This is a genomic window from Wolbachia endosymbiont (group A) of Cydia strobilella, assembly GCF_964026745.1.
In the GTDB taxonomy this organism is placed as follows: domain Bacteria; phylum Pseudomonadota; class Alphaproteobacteria; order Rickettsiales; family Anaplasmataceae; genus Wolbachia; species Wolbachia pipientis.
This window is the reverse complement of record NZ_OZ034694.1, coordinates 539478-556263: the sequence shown is the minus strand read 5'-3', so window position 1 is coordinate 556263 and position 16786 is coordinate 539478. Positions and strand designations below refer to the sequence as shown.

Sequence of the window (16786 nt, the reverse complement as noted above, 5' to 3'; positions counted from 1 at the left end):
GCGAATAAATCGCGGTATGACGGTTCGTGGCGGCGTGACGATAAGCTCGTCATCCCGCTGCTTGTTAGCGGGATCTAGAGATACCGCGGCGGTATGACGTAGGACTGCTGTCATCCCAGTGCTCCTTTTTTTGTCATCCAAGTAGCCTCCTATGGTGTCATCCCAGTGCCCAGACACTGGGATCCAGTTGAGCTATTTCAACAAAAATACTGCATTTTGAGATGAACGTTTATTTTCACCAGATTATTTACAAGTATAACAATTAAAGTCTGGATTCCAGTGTCAAGCACTGGAATGACACCGTCTTGGATGGAAACCAGTGTTGGCTACTCGGATGACATCATAGGGGCGCTGGGATGACACCCTGACAATCGTCATCCCGCTGCTTGTTAGCGGCTAAGAGATACCGCGGCGGCATGACGTAGGGAAACCGTTTTTTGGGTTAGCTATAACAGTAGTCAGGAAACAATAGCTTAAAAAGAGACTTAGTGTTAAATTTCTAATAGATTACTTATAAAAATAAATCTTATGGAAAGCAGAGCTAAGGCTTGGTTCATTTGGCTGATTAGTAACTTGGTTGTTATATTCAGCAACATGCAGATAATTTATACCTTTATAAGTGTAAATCTCGAAAAGGAACTTGGACTTACAATCGCGCAAGTTGCACTGGCTAATTCAGCATATACTTGGACTTTCGCCATCTTACAATTTTTTAGTGGAGCAACGTTTAATGTTTTTTCCAGTAAGAAAATTTATTTTTTCTCGTTATCAACTATGATCTTGGGGTTTTTTGTCCTTATTAATAGTGACAATTTCTCCCATTTGATTTTGTCTCAAGTGTTGATTGCAACTGGAGCATCATTTGGTTTTATTGGTGCTGCTCACACAAGTAGCATATGTTTTTCCGCTGTCCAATTTGGACTAATGTTTTCACTAGTGCAGACAATTTCAAGCCTTTCTGCTTTGGTAATTCAAATACTGTTCTCTAACTTGCTTGCCGAAGATGCATATTGGAAAAATCTGATTGTATGCATAATACTATTTGGTGTGTTGATATTTGTACTTACGCTTTTTTGTCCAAACACACTTCCAGAAAGCAGCTCAGAAAAGCGCACAATAAAAAGCTCTATGAAGACAGTAATGTGCTCTATATTAACAGTGCTAAAATTAAGAGATATCTGGATAACTTCAGTGGTGGGTGCTATTACTTTTGGAACATTTTTAGCACTTAATACCTTGTGGGCTCCAAGGTTACTGGGCAACTCAGAACTCAATGCAATGGAGTCAGGTATAGCAACTGCAATACTATGGCTTGGTCTTGCAGTTGGTGCTCCAATTGCAGATCGAATCTCAAACTTATTTAAAAATAGGAAACATGTAATTTCTGCTTTTGCTTTATTGCAAGGCGTCTCAATTATTATTTTACTATACAGCCATTTAACAGTCCACGTTGTGTACTTTTGTATGTTAATGTTCGGGTTTTTTGCGGGAGGACATATGCTTAATTTTACTGTCGGCAGCGAGATTGTGAAACGAAAATACATCAGCACATCATCATCCATTATCAATGGATTTATGTTTATTGGCAGTGGAGTTATAGTGTCAATGTTAGCACTTTTTACAGATCATAAAATGGCACTTTTTGCAATATTTGCGATATTGATAGTTGCCGGTATTTTAAATTATGCAACAAAAGAGACATACTCTAAAAAATAAAGTAGCTGAATCTCGAGTCGATTGCTATATTATATTTACGTATTGTAATATTTATCAATAATGGATCACGTTACAACAAAAGACACAACAGTAACTAAGGCAACGATAGCTGGAGATATAAACCAAGAAATAGGATTATCAAAGGAAGACTCTGTTTCGATAATAGATGATATATTGGACGAAATAAAGACAAGCTTGGTAAAGGATGGAATAGTAAAAATATCGTCATTTGGAACATTCTTGGTTAAGAAAAAGAAGGAAAGACCAGGAAATATACCAAATACATCGGAGAAAGTGATGATTCAGGCAAGAAATTCAGTTTCTTTTAGGCCTTCAAAAATTATAAAAAAATCAATCAATAATTAATGAACAAGGAAAAATTATTTTATACGATTGGGGAAGTAGCTGAAGAGCTACATTTGGAACAGCATGTTTTGAGATTTTGGGAAGGTCAATTTCATCAAATTAAGCCTACAAAGCGTAAAGGAAGAAGGCTATATGATCGCAAGTGTATAGAGGCCATAAAGAAAGTAAAATACATGCTATATGATAAAGGATATACAATAAAAGGAGTGCAAAAAGAATTTGGTAATGATATAAAAGTCACAAAGAATTTGTTGCAAGAACTCACCGATTTGAGGGACTATTTAACTAGTAAAATAAATAACGAGGAAAGTAACAAGCAGGCGTGAAACACTACGTCTCGCTAAAATTTTGGAGTTTTGTGAGAGTTTAAAATGTGGCATATAGCCTCATTTCTTATGTTATTAGCAATATTAATAGGCTGTGGCCTGCAAAAACCTGCACCTGTGCTGCTTAAAGGCGAAGAATTTTACGGAAAAAGAGATCTGGAATATACAAGAGAGTACCATTTAATTAGGGAGCCTTCAGTGCAAAAAGAAAGTAGAAAAGCCATCATAAATAGGATATACAAAGATAACAATAATACACAAAATGTGGGGGTAAATTGTAAATTTGTAATGCCAGTTAAAGGTTCAGCTACCTCTTCTGATGAAATGTGTAAGGATGGCATAAAAATTGCTGCTCAAAATGGAACGAACGTAGTTTCCTCTGCACCAGGCAAAGTGATATATGTAGGCAAAGGGCTGAGATGGTATGGGAATTTAATTATAGTGGAACACAAAGATAATTACATGACTGTGTACTCCTATTTAAAAAACATACATGTTGAAATTGGCGATAAAGTAAAGCAAGGTCAAGTAATTGGATCTGCAGGTAAATCAAGCACACAAGATAAAGATCCACAGATGTGTTTCACAATACGACATAATGGCCAAGCGGTTGATCCTTTGATGCATATGAACTGTAATTGAATTTGGATTTATATGAAATATGATTTTAAAAGTGTTGAAAAATTTTATCAAGATAAATGGGATTTTTCTGTAAGCAAGAGTGGTAAACAAGAAAAGTGTTACGTGTTGGAAATGTTTCCATATCCATCTGGTAAAATTCATATGGGACACTTACGTAACTATGCAATAGGGGATGTGATAGCGCGTTACAAGAGAGCTAATGGATTTGAGGTTTTGCATCCAATTGGCTGGGATGCGTTTGGATTACCAGCTGAGAATGCAGCAAGGGATAACAATATTAGCCCCGAAACATGGACAAAAGAGAATATAGATAATATGCGTACACAGTTGAAATCTATAGGTCTTTCTTATAATTGGGAGCGTGAACTCTCCACATGTGAGCCTGATTATTACAAACACGAACAAAAATTTTTCCTGGATTTTTTAAAGCATGGGCTTGCCTATCGAAAAGAATCATGGGTTAACTGGGATCCAGTGGACCAAACAGTGCTTGCAAATGAACAGGTGGTTGATGGAAAAGGATGGCGATCAGGTGCAGTTGTTGAAAAACGTAAGTTGTCCCAATGGTTTTTAAAGATTACTGATTTCGCTGAAGATTTACTCAAGTGCCTGCAAAGTTTGAAAAATTGGCCAGAAAAAGTCAAAACAATGCAGGAGCGTTGGATAGGAAAATCTGAAGGAGCAACTATAGAGTTTGAAGTAGTTGGCCTGAATAAGAAATTAAAAGTTTTTACAACTTATCCTCATACTTTGTTTGGGGCTTCTTTTTGTGCAGTGGCAGCAGAGCATCCTATTGTGCAGGATTTAAAGAATGGTTCTTCTGTTGTCATCCCAGTGCTTGACACTGGGATCCAGGAAATAAAATCAAAAAGAGAGAACGATGAAAAAATAGGAGTTTACACCGGATTAAACGTCAAACATCCATTTCTTGATAAGGAATTGCCGCTTTACATAGCGAATTTTGTGTTGATGGAATATGGGGAAGGCGCGATTTTTGGTTGCCCTGCACATGATCAGCGTGACTTTGAATTTGCACAGAAATATAATTTGCCGATAATTCCCGTTATTTCTTCAGCCCACTTAGGTGTCATTCCAGCGCGTGACCAGAATTCTTACAATGGATCCCAGTGTCAAGCTACTCAGATGACAAAGGAGGCGTATACTGGAGACGGGACAATGTTTAACTCCGAATTCTTAAACGGATTAATGGTTAGTGAAGCAAAGGAAGCCATAGTTAAAAAATTTGAAGAAAAAAAAATAGGCAAAAAAACAATAAACTATCGTTTGCACGATTGGGGAGTTTCAAGGCAGCGTTATTGGGGATGCCCTATACCTATCATATATTGCAAAGATTGCGGAACTGTTCCAGTGCCAGAAAAAGACCTTCCTGTAGTTCTACCAATAGATGTAGAATTTACAAGTGGTGGCAATCCGCTGGATAAGCACCCAACTTGGAAATTTGTTGATTGTCCAAAGTGCGGAAAGCAAGCAGAGCGTGAAACTGATACATTCGACACCTTTTTTGAATCTTCCTGGTATTTTGCTGCATTCTGTAGTGAAGATAAATCAATAGACAAAGATGCATGTAATCGTTTTATGCCTGTTGATTATTATATAGGTGGGATAGAACATGCAATTCTGCATTTGCTTTATTCAAGATTTTTCTGCCGTGCTTTAACCAAATGTGGCTATTTTGATATTAAAGAGCCTTTCTCTACTTTAATCACTCAAGGAATGGTCTGCCATGCAACTTATAAAGACGAAAATGGTAAGTGGCTATTTCCCGCAGAAGCAAAAGAATTAATAGCGCGAGGTGCAAAAGTTCAAGTGGGCAAAGTTGAAAAAATGAGCAAATCGAAAAAGAATACAGTTGACCCAAACTTTATCATAGAAAAGTATGGTGCTGATACTGCTCGCTTGTTTGTGTTGTCCGACACTCCTCCGGAGAAAGATATGGAATGGTCCGATGATGGCGTGGAAGGTTGTTCTCGTTATGTAAATAAATTGTGGCGTATGGTCATGCAGCTAAGACCTGTAAATATACACTATGATAATGAAAATGTTATGGGTGGACTTCTAGAGTACAGAAAAAAAATTCATAAACTCTTACACGGACTTACAGATGACTTGGAAAACTGCAGATTAAACTGTGTAGTGGCAAAATTTCGTGAGATGACGAATTTAATAGCTGAAATAGACGTAAAAACTGGAAAATCTCTTATTGATGAAGGTATATGTATATTAATCAGAGTAATCGAACCATTCATACCACATCTAGCTGAAAGCCTATGGCAAGAAATAGGAGGTCAACCTTGGCCAAAAGCTGATGAATCATTATTAGTTGACGATACGGTAACTATAGCAGTGCAAATCAATGGAAAATTACGTACAACAATCAAGGTGGCAATTAACTTACCTCAAGAAGAATTGAAGAAAATAGCGATAGACTCTGTGTCCAGTAAGATCGATCAAAGCAAAGTTCGCACTGTATATGCTGTACCAAATAAGATAGTAAATATAGTTATATAAAAGACCTGAGTAGTACGTTTTATATAATCTGATTTTATGGCTATACTTTTTTTGACATGTAGTTATATCTTTTTTAATATAAAGGATATATACTTATGCATTATATATTTTTTTGTATGAGGAGTTATATGAAAATAAAGAGATTGTGCGTTTTGGCTGTGTTGCTTACTTCATCTCTAGCAGGTGCAGCTAGTAATAGTGCAAGTAAGTCAGAAGATAAGTACTATGCAGGTTTAAACTTTGGTGCTGGTTGGGGTGGTGGCTTTAAAATGAAACCTGGTGTTGTTCTTGGTTACCATTATGACCAAAACTCTAAATTTGAACTTGAGGTTCTCAGTAATATTAAGTCATTAAAGAGCATAGGAGCTAGCTTATTGGCAAACTACCGCTTCTATCCTGACCTTGATATTGATCCCGTTAAACTATATGTCAGCGGAGGTTTAGGAGGATATCTCCAAATAACACCTTTTGGCTTTGGTGTTAGTGATACAGTTGATGGTGATGGCAATAGTTCACAAGAAGAAAAAGAAAAGGAAGAAGAAACACAAGGTGCTCCAGAATCAGGTGGTGAAGCTGCTGGTTCATCTGTAGTAGATAAAATACTGAGTTCTATTTCCTATAAACTAAAGTTAGGTGTTGATTATGAAATTACTCCGCAGATAATTGGTGCAGTTGGTATGACCATGGGTGGGCAACTAAGTGGTATAAAAGCAAAACAAATACCAGATGCAACTCTAGAGATAGGGGTACGTTATAATTTTTAATGCTGCTACTTAGTTCATAAAGGTAGAGACGATGTTGAGGATGAAATAAACAGCATTAAAAAAAATCCGAAAACGTATTTTCGAATATGGTTTTGAACGCTAGCTATAGATTAGAAAAATAACAAGAAAAAGGGTAAACATACTGTAATTGCTGTTGAATGATGGAGTCCATTATTTTAGCACGAAGTAACGAATTCAGTAGAATAAGTTCTTCAAAAATAATTTAAACTTTTATTAGTAGGAGCAGTCTCATGGAATATTATAGCGATCTCACTAAAAGAAACTTTTATAAGTATCGTTGATGAGAAAGGAAAAATTGTTAAGGAAGAAGTTGTTGCAAGAGAAAGTAAGGCAATAGCTGAATTTTTTCTTGGTCAAGGCAAAAATGACCTTACCCAGAAAAAGTGGAGAGAAAGTGTGGAATGTTTTTTACAAAAAGAATGATGCATCAAATTGTTCTGGAATGCAATAGTTAATAGTGACGTTGTTTGTTATAAAAAATTTCTATGTATTCAAATATTGCAGTTCTAGTTTGTTGAGCAGAGTGTTGTGAAGTATCAATAAGTATTTCTCTTTTCAATGAGCTAAAGAAGCTTTCTGCAACAGAATTGTCGTAACAACAGCCTTTATTACTCATCTATATTCTTTACAGCTAAGAGATATTGATACCCTTGCGCAGTATATTGTGAACCTTGGTCACTGTGCAGCAGTAGATTTTTAACAGGTTTACGCCTATTAATGGCCATTAATAAAGAGTTCATAACCAATTGTTTATTTATTGCACTACTCATTAACTACCATACGTGAGAATTATTGCTGCCAAATATAGCCATCCCTCCTTGGTTTTGATGTAAGTAATCCCATACTTTATTTGGTTGATCAACAATAAAGTTTTGATCTAGTATATTGGGAGCTACAGCTCTATTATCTGTTTGTTGTTTTTTAATTTTAAACTTTCTTCTCAGTATAGCCCTGATGTCATTTTTCTGCATAATACTTTGCACCGTTTTCAAATTGCAACTTTTACCCAAAGCCTTCAATTCAGCATGAATTTTAGGAGCTCCATATCTACATTTAGAAACTTGATATATTTTTTGAATAGCTTCGAGTAGCTCTTTATTTGCTGATTCTCTACTGCTTATTTTTCTTGTGGTCCACTTATAGTAGCCACTAGCAGAAAATCCTACATAATTCCTGTACTTTATAGCAGTTACTATATAAAAAAATATTTTACTCTTTTTGACTGGCCAGGGCTTTTTTTTAAATGTCTCTTTCCCTTGTTACTCTTGCTTTGTAAATCAAACCTCTCTTTGTCGTAAGGAGCCATGTTACCTCTACCTGGAAATGCATTGCCGCTGACTTTTTTTCGTTATATTTCTTCATCCATTTTCCTAATAAACCACCCTTTATTCCTAAATCTCTTGCTATTTTTGTAATTGTTTGACCTGCCTTTCTTTGTTCATTTGCCAGTTTAACAGCTTCCAATTTGAATTCTGCTGTATATTCTCTTACCATTTCTAATCCTCCAAAATTTTATTTTACCCAAAAAAACTCTTTTCTTTCTCTCCACTTTTTCTGGGTAAGGTCACTATTTCTTAAGTAATTTACACTTCAGAGTTTATCTGCTTTAAAGTTTACTCTATTCTGTTTCAGCATTTGTCATAAATCCTTAATTATTTCTGACTTTTTAGTTCAGTTTTTAACCATTCTTTCCTTAACTTAATGGCAGTGACAATAAGCCTATCTATCATTCTGATGTGATTTCAGTTTTTTTTACATGCAAACTCTCTAATCCCACCTTGTAGTTAGGATAAATTAGAGAGACATTAAGATCTTTTTTAATTTTAACATTACTTACTCTTTTTGATCCTAAATAAAAACTCTGTGCATAATCTGGTAACTCAATTGGCTCTGGAGGGCTAACATTGAGAAGTTTGGCTGCATACATTATCACTTCAGATTGTGTAGTGGGTAAATCGTCTGCACAATTGTATATTTCACCAGGTTTTATGTTTTGCATGGAAGAAAATAAAATATTCGATATATCTTCAACGTGAATACGAGAAAAAAAATGCCCTTCTTTTTTCACATTTCTTGCTTTGCTAAGCTGCAAGTCAATTAACACGTTCCTACCAGGACCGTATATTCCAGCTAAACGAAAAATATGTACAGGCAATCTGCTATTCAGCCACTTCCTTTCAGATCTAAGGCGCTTTTCTCCTCTGATTTCTATAGGTTTTGTTTCAGATTCCTCATTCACCCAATTACCAGAGTGATCACCATAGACGCTAGTTGCAGACAAATAACCAAACCATTTAACATTTTGCAGGCAATCACCGTATCTCTCCACAACATCATCACCATCTGGAGGAATAGAAATTAAAACGTGCGTTGCGCTTTTAAGCAGATCTTGGCTAACCTTCTCATAATTAAAGAGGATTACATTTTGTATATCTTTACTTCTTGATGTGCCACTGACTTTCCAACCTAAGTTCAGTAATTTTTTCGATAAAAATTTAGCTACATATCCATAACCAAAGCAAAACAAGTGCATGAAAATTAATTTTTAAAATTCTTCTTGATAAATTCTACTCCTAATTTTATTCCCTCTTCATTAATAATATGCCCTAATGCATGAATTGGGTGTCCTTCAACATTTACTCCATTTTCTTTCAGAGCTTTAACCGCTAAGTCGAGGGACGAAAAAGGTACCACGTCGTCAGCATCACCATGGATAACACATATGTTAGGTTTTGACTTGATCTCTGGTGCAGTTTTTGAAGGTGAAAGAAATCTACCAGAGTATGCAACAACTGATGCACAGGATTGAGAGCGGGTGAGAGCTGTATGTATTGCAAGCATTGCTCCTTGAGAAAATCCAACTAAAGAAAGTTGCGTATCTTTTAAATTAAGCTCCTTTAATTTTGTATCAATGAAATGATTTACAATTGATGTAGCATTTTTTACTCCATTATATAGCGCTTCCTCACTACGATCTTCCAAGCTGAACCACTGATAACCATCACCTATTTCTCTTTCAAACGGAGCATTGGGTACTGCAAAATATGAACCCAGTAAAAACTTGCTCATAACTTTAGCAAGGTGAATGAAATTATCGCCACTTGAGCCCCAACCATGTAAAAAAATAATCAAATTTTTCTTATTTCCGCCTGCACAAATTTCTGGGCCTTTAAGTTCAATCATTTCTTTTCCTTTTGCATTTATATTTTTATTTAACACTAATTTTCAAATTTGTAAAAACCCATGTGCAATTATGTACACTAGCTCATAACTGTATGAACATTGCAATTTGCAGGCAATTCGCGTGGCAGATGAAAGTAGCTGACACTGGAATCCAGCTTTTGATCGAAAATGTTGCATAGTGCACAATCAATTTTTCTAGATCCCAGTGTCAAGCACTGGGATGACATCATAGGGGCGCTGGGATGACACCCTCCTGCTAGACAATGTTCGTACAGCTATGGAATGAATCGCGGTATGACGTAGGATTGCTGTCATTCCAGTGCTTGACACTGGGATGGCTTTGTTGCATCGCTAGCTATGATGGATTAAAGATAAAAAAGATAGGGAATATCAGTAGCTTATTATTCTGGTATTTATAACAAGAACGGTCAATGAATACCTAAATTTGAGTAAAAGAAATTTCACTACCATTTACCAATCCGGCTAAAATTCAAGAATTTCAATGCTTTAGCTATTTTCAATAGAATTAAATTTATTAATATAAATAACAAATTACTATTCTTAAATTTGATCAGATTGATTGCAAAAAAACAAGATTTTCAATAGGTTGCTTATAATCCTAACTATAGTTAGCCTTTCATAAGTAGCGATGCAACAAAGCCCACTGGGATCCAGTTCTTATTACCTGGTGTAAAGTTAAGTTTCCTGGATTCCAGTGGGCTTTGTTGCATAGCAACTGAAAAAATCTGGTGGCTACTGACAAAATTCATTATAAAATAGCCATTTAACCTTGAAAGAAAAAATATGCCACAAAAAATGAGGGTCAGTAACCATAGCGAATATAACAAATTTCTAGAAAAAAGAGGAAATATTTTTCATTATATCAACGAAGCCATAGAAAAGTGGTACGAGAATGGTCCAAAAATACCAGGTGGCAACAATATTTATAGCGATAAAGTTGTAATTTTGGTGCACATAATAACTTGTTTATTTAGAATAGGCCTGAGGCAAACAGTTGGGTTTATAGCAGGATACCTTGAGCAAATTGGGAAAAATTTGCAAGTTATCAGCTATTCACAATCATCAAGAAGGTTTAAGAAACTCAATATTAAGATCAATGATTGCAGAATTGATAAAAATAATATGGAAGATATCGAAATTGCTATAGACAGTACAGGAATTAGTATATACAACAACACTCCTGGTCATAGCAAAGAAAATAGCGAAGATAGAAAGTATCGCAGCTATGAACAGACAAGAAAATTGCATGTAATGTTGAATACAAACAGCAAAAAAGCCATAGCTGTAAAATACAGTAACGGTGTCTACTCTGATCACTATGGAGCTTGTGATTTGCTAAAAGAAGTCGATTTTCAGTATGTCATAAAAGTACTATATGCAGATAGGGCATATGACAGAGAAAAGCTCTATAAGCTGTGTAATCAATATGGTATAAAAACGAAAATTCCTCCGAAAAACAACGCAGCAGAGCATCCAAAGTTAGACTATATGGCTGAGAGAAATTCTGCAGTCAAGCTCATAAAGTCATATGATGAAGATAGTATAAAGAAGTGGAAAAAAGAGATGAGTTATGGAAAAAGATCTTATATAGAAAGTTTTTTCTCGCGACTGAAACAAACATTCGGGTTTAGTTTTAGGAATAAATCTGAGACAAATAGAGAGAAGGAACTACTTGTTAAATGCTATTTGCTCAATAAGTTCACTGATATTGGTATGGCTAAATTTGAGATAGCTTCATAAATTTATTGTGCGTTACCTACTATCCGAAGAGCGATGCAACAAAGCCATCCCAGTGTCAAGCACTGGGATGACACCCTCCTTGGCAAACAATGTTCGTACAGCTATGTGCGTGACGCTGGCGCTGGAATCTAGAAAAAAATAGATCCAAGTAGTCAAGCTACTTGGATGATACTGACTGCTAATTTTTTATGCAAGAGGTCCAATCATTCACCGTTCTTGCAAGTGATAGCACTCTCACTTCTTTTGCACCGGAGTTTAAAATTTCCTGAGAGCAAGATCTTACAGTTGCTCCGGTTGTTACCACATCATCAACTAATATCACGATTTTATTTTCGATAATTTTCTTGTTGCTTGTTTTAAAAGCCTTCTTTAAATTTTTTTCACGCTGTTTAAGTGAAAGACCAGCTTGAGGCGCAGTATGGCGAAGGCGTTTTATTGCAAATGGCGTATAGGATAAATTGGACAACTTACTCAATTCTTTTGCAAGCAGTGCTGCTTGATTATATTTACGTTTAAACAAGCGCATTTTATGTAACGGTATAGGGATTATGATCTCTGCGTTCTGAAATGTATCCTGATTAGCTTGGTGTATCCACTTTGCATAGATTTTTACGTAATTCAAATTATCAAAAAATTTGAAATTTATAATCAGAGGTTGTCCGGAAACAAGTAAAAGGCTATAATATCTGAAATTTTAGTACGGGGTAAAGATGAGAAAAAAGTATCCAACAGATCTAAGCGAAAGGGAATGGGCAAGAATAGAAAAACACTTCAGAGTATCATACAAGAAAGGAGGAAGGCCGCCAAAGTATAGCAAAAGAGAAATATTAGAAGCAATTTTCTATGTATTGCGTACAGGGTGTCAATGGCGGTATTTACCAAATGATTTTCCGCTATGGAAGACTGTGTATGAGCAGTTCAGGCAATGGAAGAAGCAGGGAATTTTTGAGAAAATGAATTATGAAATTACAAAATATAGTAGAAGAAAAATAGGAAGGAATGAGCAGCCGAGTGCCTGTATAGTAGATAGTCAATCTGTAAAGACTACAGAAAAGGGGGGATCAAAGGCTATGATGGAAGTAAAAAAGTAAAGAGTAGAAAAAGGCATATAATTACAGACACTCAGGGTTTTATACTAGGTTGTTACGTAGGCGCTGCTAACGAAAATGATAGAGATGGTATTAAAATAGCATTAAACAATATGAGAACAAAATATACTAAAGTTAAAAAAATGTGGGCTGACATGGGATACCAAGGAAGAAATTTAAAGAATCACATAAAGGAAGAATATGACATAGATATTGAAATTGTTAAAAGGCCTCCATGTAGATTTTGGGTGCACAAAGATACGCCACCTGAGCTACTACCAACAAGAGAACAAGGGTTTAAAGTACAGCCAAGAAGATGGGTTGTAGAAAGGACTTTTGCTTGGGTTAATAGGAATAGAAGGCTATCGAAGGAGTATGATTTACTCACAACATCCACTGAGAATTTCATATACCTAGCTATGAGTAGGGTTATGTTAAAGAGGGAATATGCTTGAATTTACTAGTTTCCGGACAACCTCTCATGTTTCTACTATGTTGATCATAAGCAAAAACTGATCTTAATACTTTAAACGGTGGAGGATTGATGATGCACTTACCACACGTATAAATATTGTCTAAGATTACTACGCCACAAACATTGCAGTAATGCTTAGTTAGAAAATTGATTTTTTTGTTACATTCACTACACAGATTAAGATTTTCATCAATGATACACTCGCAACTTACGCATACGTTTGGAAATATGAGATTTGTAGCTTTGTTTAGTAAGAGAAGGTTCACAATTCATTAAATATATTATAAAATTTATATAGTATAGCTAAAGTAACTTGTGCTTACACTCTTTCACTTTTTATTTCATCTCAATATAGTTCAAACTAAGCCACTGCTGAAAAAGCAGAACTTATAACTCAGTAGATAAACGCTGATATTTTTCTGGTTCCTGTATTTCACTCAACTTACTTTGCACTTTGTCACAAGCCCACACAAGTGGCGTTATGATTGACGCGGCAGCCCAAACGATAGCAGCGCAAGCATAACTTACAATCTTGTTAAATACTCTAGCTACTGCATTAGCACAATCTTGCCCAGCACTTAAAAATGCATTTGAATGATCAACTAATGACTTTGTACTTGCTTTTAAACAATAGTCCCCTGTTATTTTTGATAATAACTTAATTGGCAAGTATGACGAATATGCCAGTACTAAACATAAAGGCTGCAATATTATGCTGGCTGCTAAAATAGCACTCAGTGCACACAATGAATACACTTTCTCTGCTCTGTAACCCACGTATTCACAATTATCATTGTTTTTATAATACTTGTTATAATCATCTTTACTCTCAACTCCACAAATTACATCTTTCACAGGTCCTAGCACATTATCAACGTAACGTACAGATTTATAGAAACTATTTTCTGGAACTAGTGTGTTATCTTCTGCTTTCTTAGCAGGTACAACTCCATATTCAACGTACCTTCTAAAGTATCGATATTCTTATCTCCAAATCATAAATATGCAACCTAGCCTAATATAATTAAGAAATAGTTTATAATAAATATGTTTTAAGATGCCTGCCTGTAACACTTTCTGGAATTTTTGCCACTTCTTCTGGAGTTCCAGTAGCAATCACTTCTCCGCCTTTTATTCCTCCCTCTGGTCCGATGTCTATTATATAATCTGCAGTTTTTATAACGTGCAAATTGTGCTCGATAACTATAACAGTGTTTCCCAGATTGACTAATCTATGGAGTATTTTTAGTAAGTTATTTATATCTTCAAAGTGTAATCCAGTTGTTGGCTCATCAAGAATATACAATGTTCTTCCGGTAAATCGTTTTGATAGCTCTTTGGACAGCTTTATTCGTTGTGCTTCACCCCCAGACAACGTTGTTGACGACTGTCCGAGTTTTATATAGCCAAGCCCCACTTCCTGCAAAGAAATCAACTTTTCTTTTACCATTGGAAGGTTTTCAAAAAAATCACAAGCTTGATCTATCGTCATATCAAGGACATCAGAGATTGATTTTTCTTTATAAGTAACTTCCAATGTTTCCCGATTATACCTTCGCCCTTTACATTGCTCACACTTCACATAAACGTCCGGTAGAAAATGCATCTCTATCTTTAAGTGCCCATCACCTTTACAAGCCTCACACCTTCCCCCTCTGGTATTAAATGAAAACCGGCCTATATTATATCCCCTTGCTTTTGACTCCGAAAGACCTGCAAACCAATTTCTTATATGAGTGAACATACCAACATATGTTGCTGGATTTGACGCAGGAGTTCTACCAATTGGCGACTGATCAACTTCTATAACTTTATCTATATATTCAAGGCCTTCTATTCTATCACACTGACCATACCTTGCAGACGAATGATGTATCTTATGTGCTGAATATTTATATAACGTTTCTATGACTAAACTTGATTTTCCCCCTCCTGATATTCCAGTAACACAAATAAGATTCCCTATAGGAAATTTAACGTTCACATTTTTTAAGTTATTTTCACATGCATTTATTACTTTTATGAACTGAGTTGCTTGCTTTCTTCTCCTTGGAATTAAAATTTTTTTCTCTCCACTCAAATATTGCCCTGTTATGCTCCCCGAATTTCTTTGCACCTGGTCTGGTGTTCCTTCTGCAACAACTTTTCCACCATTTACGCCAGCTCCAGGACCAATATCAATCGCATAATCAGCAGCCATTATTGTATCTTCATCATGCTCAACAACGATTACAGTGTTACCCATGTCTCTTAAGTTTTTTAGTGTGGCAATTAACCGATCATTATCACATTGATGAAGGCCAATCGAGGGTTCATCAAGAACATATAAAACCCCCGTTAATCCTGAGCCAATTTGCGAAGCAAGTCTGATCCTCTGACTCTCGCCGCCAGAGAGAGTGCTAGATTCTCGATCAAGCGTTAGGTAATTCAACCCTACATTCTTTAAAAATGTTAGCCTCTTGATTATTTCACTTAGTATTTTATTTGAGATTTGCTTCTGTTGTTCTGTGAGCTTGTCTGGCAAATTTTCAAACCACTTAAGGGATTCATCGATACTAAGCCCTGATATTTCACCTATATGTTTGCTATCAATTTTTACTGTAAGCGCTTCTTTTCTCAATCTATAGCCAGTGCATTCTCTGCAGTGAGTAACAGAGCAATATCGCTCAACAAGCGTTTCATCATAATCCATCTGGTTTTCTAAGATACTGACCAAACCTTGAAATTTACCGAAGCCAAAGAGTATCATATCTTTTACTTCTTGATCTATGTTCTTCCACGGAACATCAAGGCTAAATTTACAATTTTCAGCCAGTGATAGAATTGCACTTTTTAAAAATCCATAACCTGTGTGCACTTGACGGAACATTGATCCCACTGGCTTTAAAGCGCCTTCAGATATTGAAAGAGTTTCATCTGGCACTATCAGCTTCACATCAATAGCCAGCTTTTTACCAAGCCCATTACACGAACCACATGCACCGTAAGGGCTGTTAAAAGAAAATAATCTTGGTTCTATTTCCTCAAGAGTGAAACCAGACTCGGGGCATGCAAAATTCTCTGAAAAAGTCAGAATTTGACCATTTTTATACTCGGAATTATGGTTGTCAGGTAGGTTTACTATTTCTACATACATTAGACCATTACCAAGTTTTAGTGCGGATTCTATACTACTTGGCAGTCGATTTCCTATATCGCCCAATATTGATATTCTATCTGCAACCACAAAAATGTCGTGTTTCTTGTTCTTATCGAGTTTAGGCAAGTCATCTACATTGTACACTTCACCATCTATTTTGAACCTTACGTAACCTTGTCTTTTAATTTCCAATATCTCTTTAAGATGTTCTCCCTTTCTACCACGCACAACAGGGGCAAGTATATATATCTTAGTTTCTAAAGGTAACGCAATTATAGTATCTACAATTTGAGACACCGTTTGTTTTGTTATTGGTAATCCAGTTGCAGGTGAATAAGGAACTCCTATTCGTGCATATACTAAGCGCAAGTAATCGTAAATTTCGGTAACAGTTCCAACTGTTGACCTTGGATTTTTTGAGATCGATTTCTGGTTGATAGATATTGCAGGAGAGAGACCTGTAATCGACTCAACATCTGGTTTATCCTGAATGTTGAGAAATTGACGCGCGTAAGCTGACAGGCTTTCAACGTACCGGCGTTGGCCTTCTGCATAAATCGTATCAAATGCAAGGCTAGACTTGCCAGAACCACTTAGCCCAGTTATAACAACTAGCTTATTTTTCGGTATATTGACGTCTACACCTTGCAGATTATGTTCCCTTGCGCCCTTAACTCTGATAAAATCGTCCATATTATACCATATAGCGTATTAACCATTATAGCCTCAAAATACGTGAATTTATAGTGATATATTGATTTTCTATTGATTTTTTC

The 16786-nt window shown here is 35.9% G+C and carries 18 protein-coding genes and 2 pseudogenes; 9 read left to right on the top strand and 11 right to left on the bottom strand.

Features of this window, described 5'->3' with window-relative positions:
* The first annotated feature begins 528 nt into the window (after nt 1–528).
* From AAGD76_RS02770 to AAGD76_RS02745, 6 genes are all read left to right on the top strand, one after another.
* Nucleotides 529–1716 (top strand): MFS transporter, encoded by a 1188-nt coding sequence (locus tag AAGD76_RS02770; RefSeq protein WP_341820333.1) that lies wholly within the window; start codon nt 529–531, stop codon nt 1714–1716.
* 60 nt (nt 1717–1776) lie between these two features.
* Nucleotides 1777–2082: an integration host factor subunit alpha gene (locus AAGD76_RS02765; protein WP_006279881.1), complete on the top strand. Its 306-nt coding sequence runs from the start codon at nt 1777–1779 to the stop codon at nt 2080–2082.
* Nucleotides 2082–2408: a MerR family transcriptional regulator gene (locus AAGD76_RS02760; RefSeq protein ID WP_006279880.1), complete on the top strand. Its 327-nt coding sequence runs from the start codon at nt 2082–2084 to the stop codon at nt 2406–2408. The genes AAGD76_RS02765 and AAGD76_RS02760 overlap by 1 nt, the downstream gene beginning before the upstream one ends.
* 45 nt (nt 2409–2453) lie before the next feature.
* A complete protein-coding gene (locus AAGD76_RS02755) occupies nt 2454–3050 on the top strand; it encodes a murein hydrolase activator EnvC family protein (RefSeq protein WP_006279879.1) in 597 nt (198 codons plus the stop codon).
* A gap of 12 nt (nt 3051–3062) precedes the next feature.
* On the top strand, nt 3063–5579 hold the full coding sequence (gene leuS, locus AAGD76_RS02750; RefSeq protein WP_341820332.1) for a leucine--tRNA ligase: 2517 nt from the start codon (nt 3063–3065) through the stop codon (nt 5577–5579).
* A gap of 128 nt (nt 5580–5707) precedes the next feature.
* Nucleotides 5708–6343 (top strand): membrane protein, encoded by a 636-nt coding sequence (locus AAGD76_RS02745; protein WP_010962341.1) that lies wholly within the window; start codon nt 5708–5710, stop codon nt 6341–6343.
* 472 nt (nt 6344–6815) lie between these two features.
* On the opposite strand, the gene AAGD76_RS02740 is transcribed toward AAGD76_RS02745, so the two are convergent.
* The 7 genes from AAGD76_RS02740 to AAGD76_RS02710 form a co-directional block, all read right to left on the bottom strand.
* Entirely contained in the window at nt 6816–6980 is a 165-nt protein-coding gene (locus AAGD76_RS02740; protein ID WP_010082072.1) for an IS3 family transposase, read from the bottom strand.
* Nucleotides 6973–7134: a DDE-type integrase/transposase/recombinase gene (locus tag AAGD76_RS02735; protein ID WP_010082071.1), complete on the bottom strand. Its 162-nt coding sequence runs from the start codon at nt 7132–7134 to the stop codon at nt 6973–6975. Before AAGD76_RS02735 ends, AAGD76_RS02740 begins: the two co-directional genes overlap by 8 nt.
* Nucleotides 7135–7137: 3 nt before the next feature.
* Entirely contained in the window at nt 7138–7485 is a 348-nt protein-coding gene (locus AAGD76_RS02730; protein WP_082246251.1) for an IS3 family transposase, read from the bottom strand.
* 118 nt (nt 7486–7603) lie between these two features.
* Nucleotides 7604–7858 (bottom strand): transposase, encoded by a 255-nt coding sequence (locus AAGD76_RS02725; protein ID WP_341820331.1) that lies wholly within the window; start codon nt 7856–7858, stop codon nt 7604–7606.
* A gap of 232 nt (nt 7859–8090) precedes the next feature.
* Entirely contained in the window at nt 8091–8897 is an 807-nt protein-coding gene (locus AAGD76_RS02720; protein ID WP_209472450.1) for an SDR family oxidoreductase, read from the bottom strand.
* A gap of 5 nt (nt 8898–8902) precedes the next feature.
* On the bottom strand, nt 8903–9547 hold the full coding sequence (locus tag AAGD76_RS02715; RefSeq protein ID WP_015589325.1) for an alpha/beta hydrolase: 645 nt from the start codon (nt 9545–9547) through the stop codon (nt 8903–8905).
* Nucleotides 9548–9742: 195 nt separating this feature from the next.
* Entirely contained in the window at nt 9743–9877 is a 135-nt protein-coding gene (locus tag AAGD76_RS02710) for a hypothetical protein (protein WP_341820330.1), read from the bottom strand.
* Nucleotides 9878–10351: 474 nt separating this feature from the next.
* Here AAGD76_RS02710 and AAGD76_RS02705 point away from each other — a divergent pair, with 474 nt between their 5' ends.
* Entirely contained in the window at nt 10352–11308 is a 957-nt protein-coding gene (locus AAGD76_RS02705) for an IS5 family transposase (RefSeq protein WP_209472359.1), read from the top strand.
* Between the two features lie 7 nt (nt 11309–11315).
* Nucleotides 11316–11450 (top strand): hypothetical protein, encoded by a 135-nt coding sequence (locus tag AAGD76_RS02700; RefSeq protein WP_256437791.1) that lies wholly within the window; start codon nt 11316–11318, stop codon nt 11448–11450.
* A 36-nt stretch (nt 11451–11486) separates the two neighbouring features.
* On the opposite strand, the pseudogene AAGD76_RS02695 reads toward AAGD76_RS02700, so the two are convergent.
* Nucleotides 11487–11960, bottom strand: a pseudogene (locus AAGD76_RS02695) (ComF family protein); the annotation flags it as partial.
* Between the two features lie 58 nt (nt 11961–12018).
* Between AAGD76_RS02695 and AAGD76_RS02690 the strand changes: the two are divergent.
* Nucleotides 12019–12851 (top strand): IS5-like element ISWpi1 family transposase gene (locus AAGD76_RS02690; protein ID WP_341820157.1). Its coding sequence is split into 2 segments (ribosomal slippage): nt 12019–12388 and nt 12388–12851, totalling 834 coding nucleotides; the frame shifts between segments, so codons are not numbered across the junction.
* Nucleotides 12852–12876: 25 nt separating this feature from the next.
* Here the strand turns inward: AAGD76_RS02690 and AAGD76_RS02685 are convergent.
* The 3 genes and pseudogenes from AAGD76_RS02685 to uvrA all read right to left on the bottom strand — a co-directional run.
* Nucleotides 12877–13137: pseudogene (locus AAGD76_RS02685) on the bottom strand (double zinc ribbon domain-containing protein); the annotation flags it as partial.
* Nucleotides 13138–13258: 121 nt separating this feature from the next.
* A complete protein-coding gene (locus tag AAGD76_RS02680) occupies nt 13259–13726 on the bottom strand; it encodes a hypothetical protein (protein ID WP_341820329.1) in 468 nt (155 codons plus the stop codon).
* A gap of 181 nt (nt 13727–13907) precedes the next feature.
* Complete coding sequence (uvrA, locus tag AAGD76_RS02675) at nt 13908–16703, bottom strand: excinuclease ABC subunit UvrA (protein WP_341820328.1); 2796 nt, start codon at nt 16701–16703, stop codon at nt 13908–13910.
* Nucleotides 16704–16786 lie beyond the last annotated feature (83 nt).

What these genes read in the sequence shown, in the direction of transcription:
- AAGD76_RS02770 (WP_341820333.1), top strand. Translation starts at nt 529, where the DNA reads ATGGAAAGCAGAGCTAAGGCTTGGTTCATTTGGCTGATTAGTAACTTG.
- AAGD76_RS02765 (WP_006279881.1), top strand. Translation starts at nt 1,777, where the DNA reads ATGGATCACGTTACAACAAAAGACACAACAGTAACTAAGGCAACGATA.
- AAGD76_RS02760 (WP_006279880.1), top strand. Translation starts at nt 2,082, where the DNA reads ATGAACAAGGAAAAATTATTTTATACGATTGGGGAAGTAGCTGAAGAG.
- AAGD76_RS02755 (WP_006279879.1), top strand. Translation starts at nt 2,454, where the DNA reads ATGTGGCATATAGCCTCATTTCTTATGTTATTAGCAATATTAATAGGC.
- leuS (WP_341820332.1), top strand. Translation starts at nt 3,063, where the DNA reads ATGAAATATGATTTTAAAAGTGTTGAAAAATTTTATCAAGATAAATGG.
- AAGD76_RS02745 (WP_010962341.1), top strand. Translation starts at nt 5,708, where the DNA reads ATGAAAATAAAGAGATTGTGCGTTTTGGCTGTGTTGCTTACTTCATCT.
- AAGD76_RS02740 (WP_010082072.1), bottom strand. Translation starts at nt 6,980, where the DNA reads ATGAGTAATAAAGGCTGTTGTTACGACAATTCTGTTGCAGAAAGCTTC.
- AAGD76_RS02735 (WP_010082071.1), bottom strand. Translation starts at nt 7,134, where the DNA reads ATGAGTAGTGCAATAAATAAACAATTGGTTATGAACTCTTTATTAATG.
- AAGD76_RS02725 (WP_341820331.1), bottom strand. Translation starts at nt 7,858, where the DNA reads ATGGTAAGAGAATATACAGCAGAATTCAAATTGGAAGCTGTTAAACTG.
- AAGD76_RS02720 (WP_209472450.1), bottom strand. Translation starts at nt 8,897, where the DNA reads ATGCACTTGTTTTGCTTTGGTTATGGATATGTAGCTAAATTTTTATCG.
- AAGD76_RS02715 (WP_015589325.1), bottom strand. Translation starts at nt 9,547, where the DNA reads ATGATTGAACTTAAAGGCCCAGAAATTTGTGCAGGCGGAAATAAGAAA.
- AAGD76_RS02705 (WP_209472359.1), top strand. Translation starts at nt 10,352, where the DNA reads ATGCCACAAAAAATGAGGGTCAGTAACCATAGCGAATATAACAAATTT.
- uvrA (WP_341820328.1), bottom strand. Translation starts at nt 16,703, where the DNA reads ATGGACGATTTTATCAGAGTTAAGGGCGCAAGGGAACATAATCTGCAA.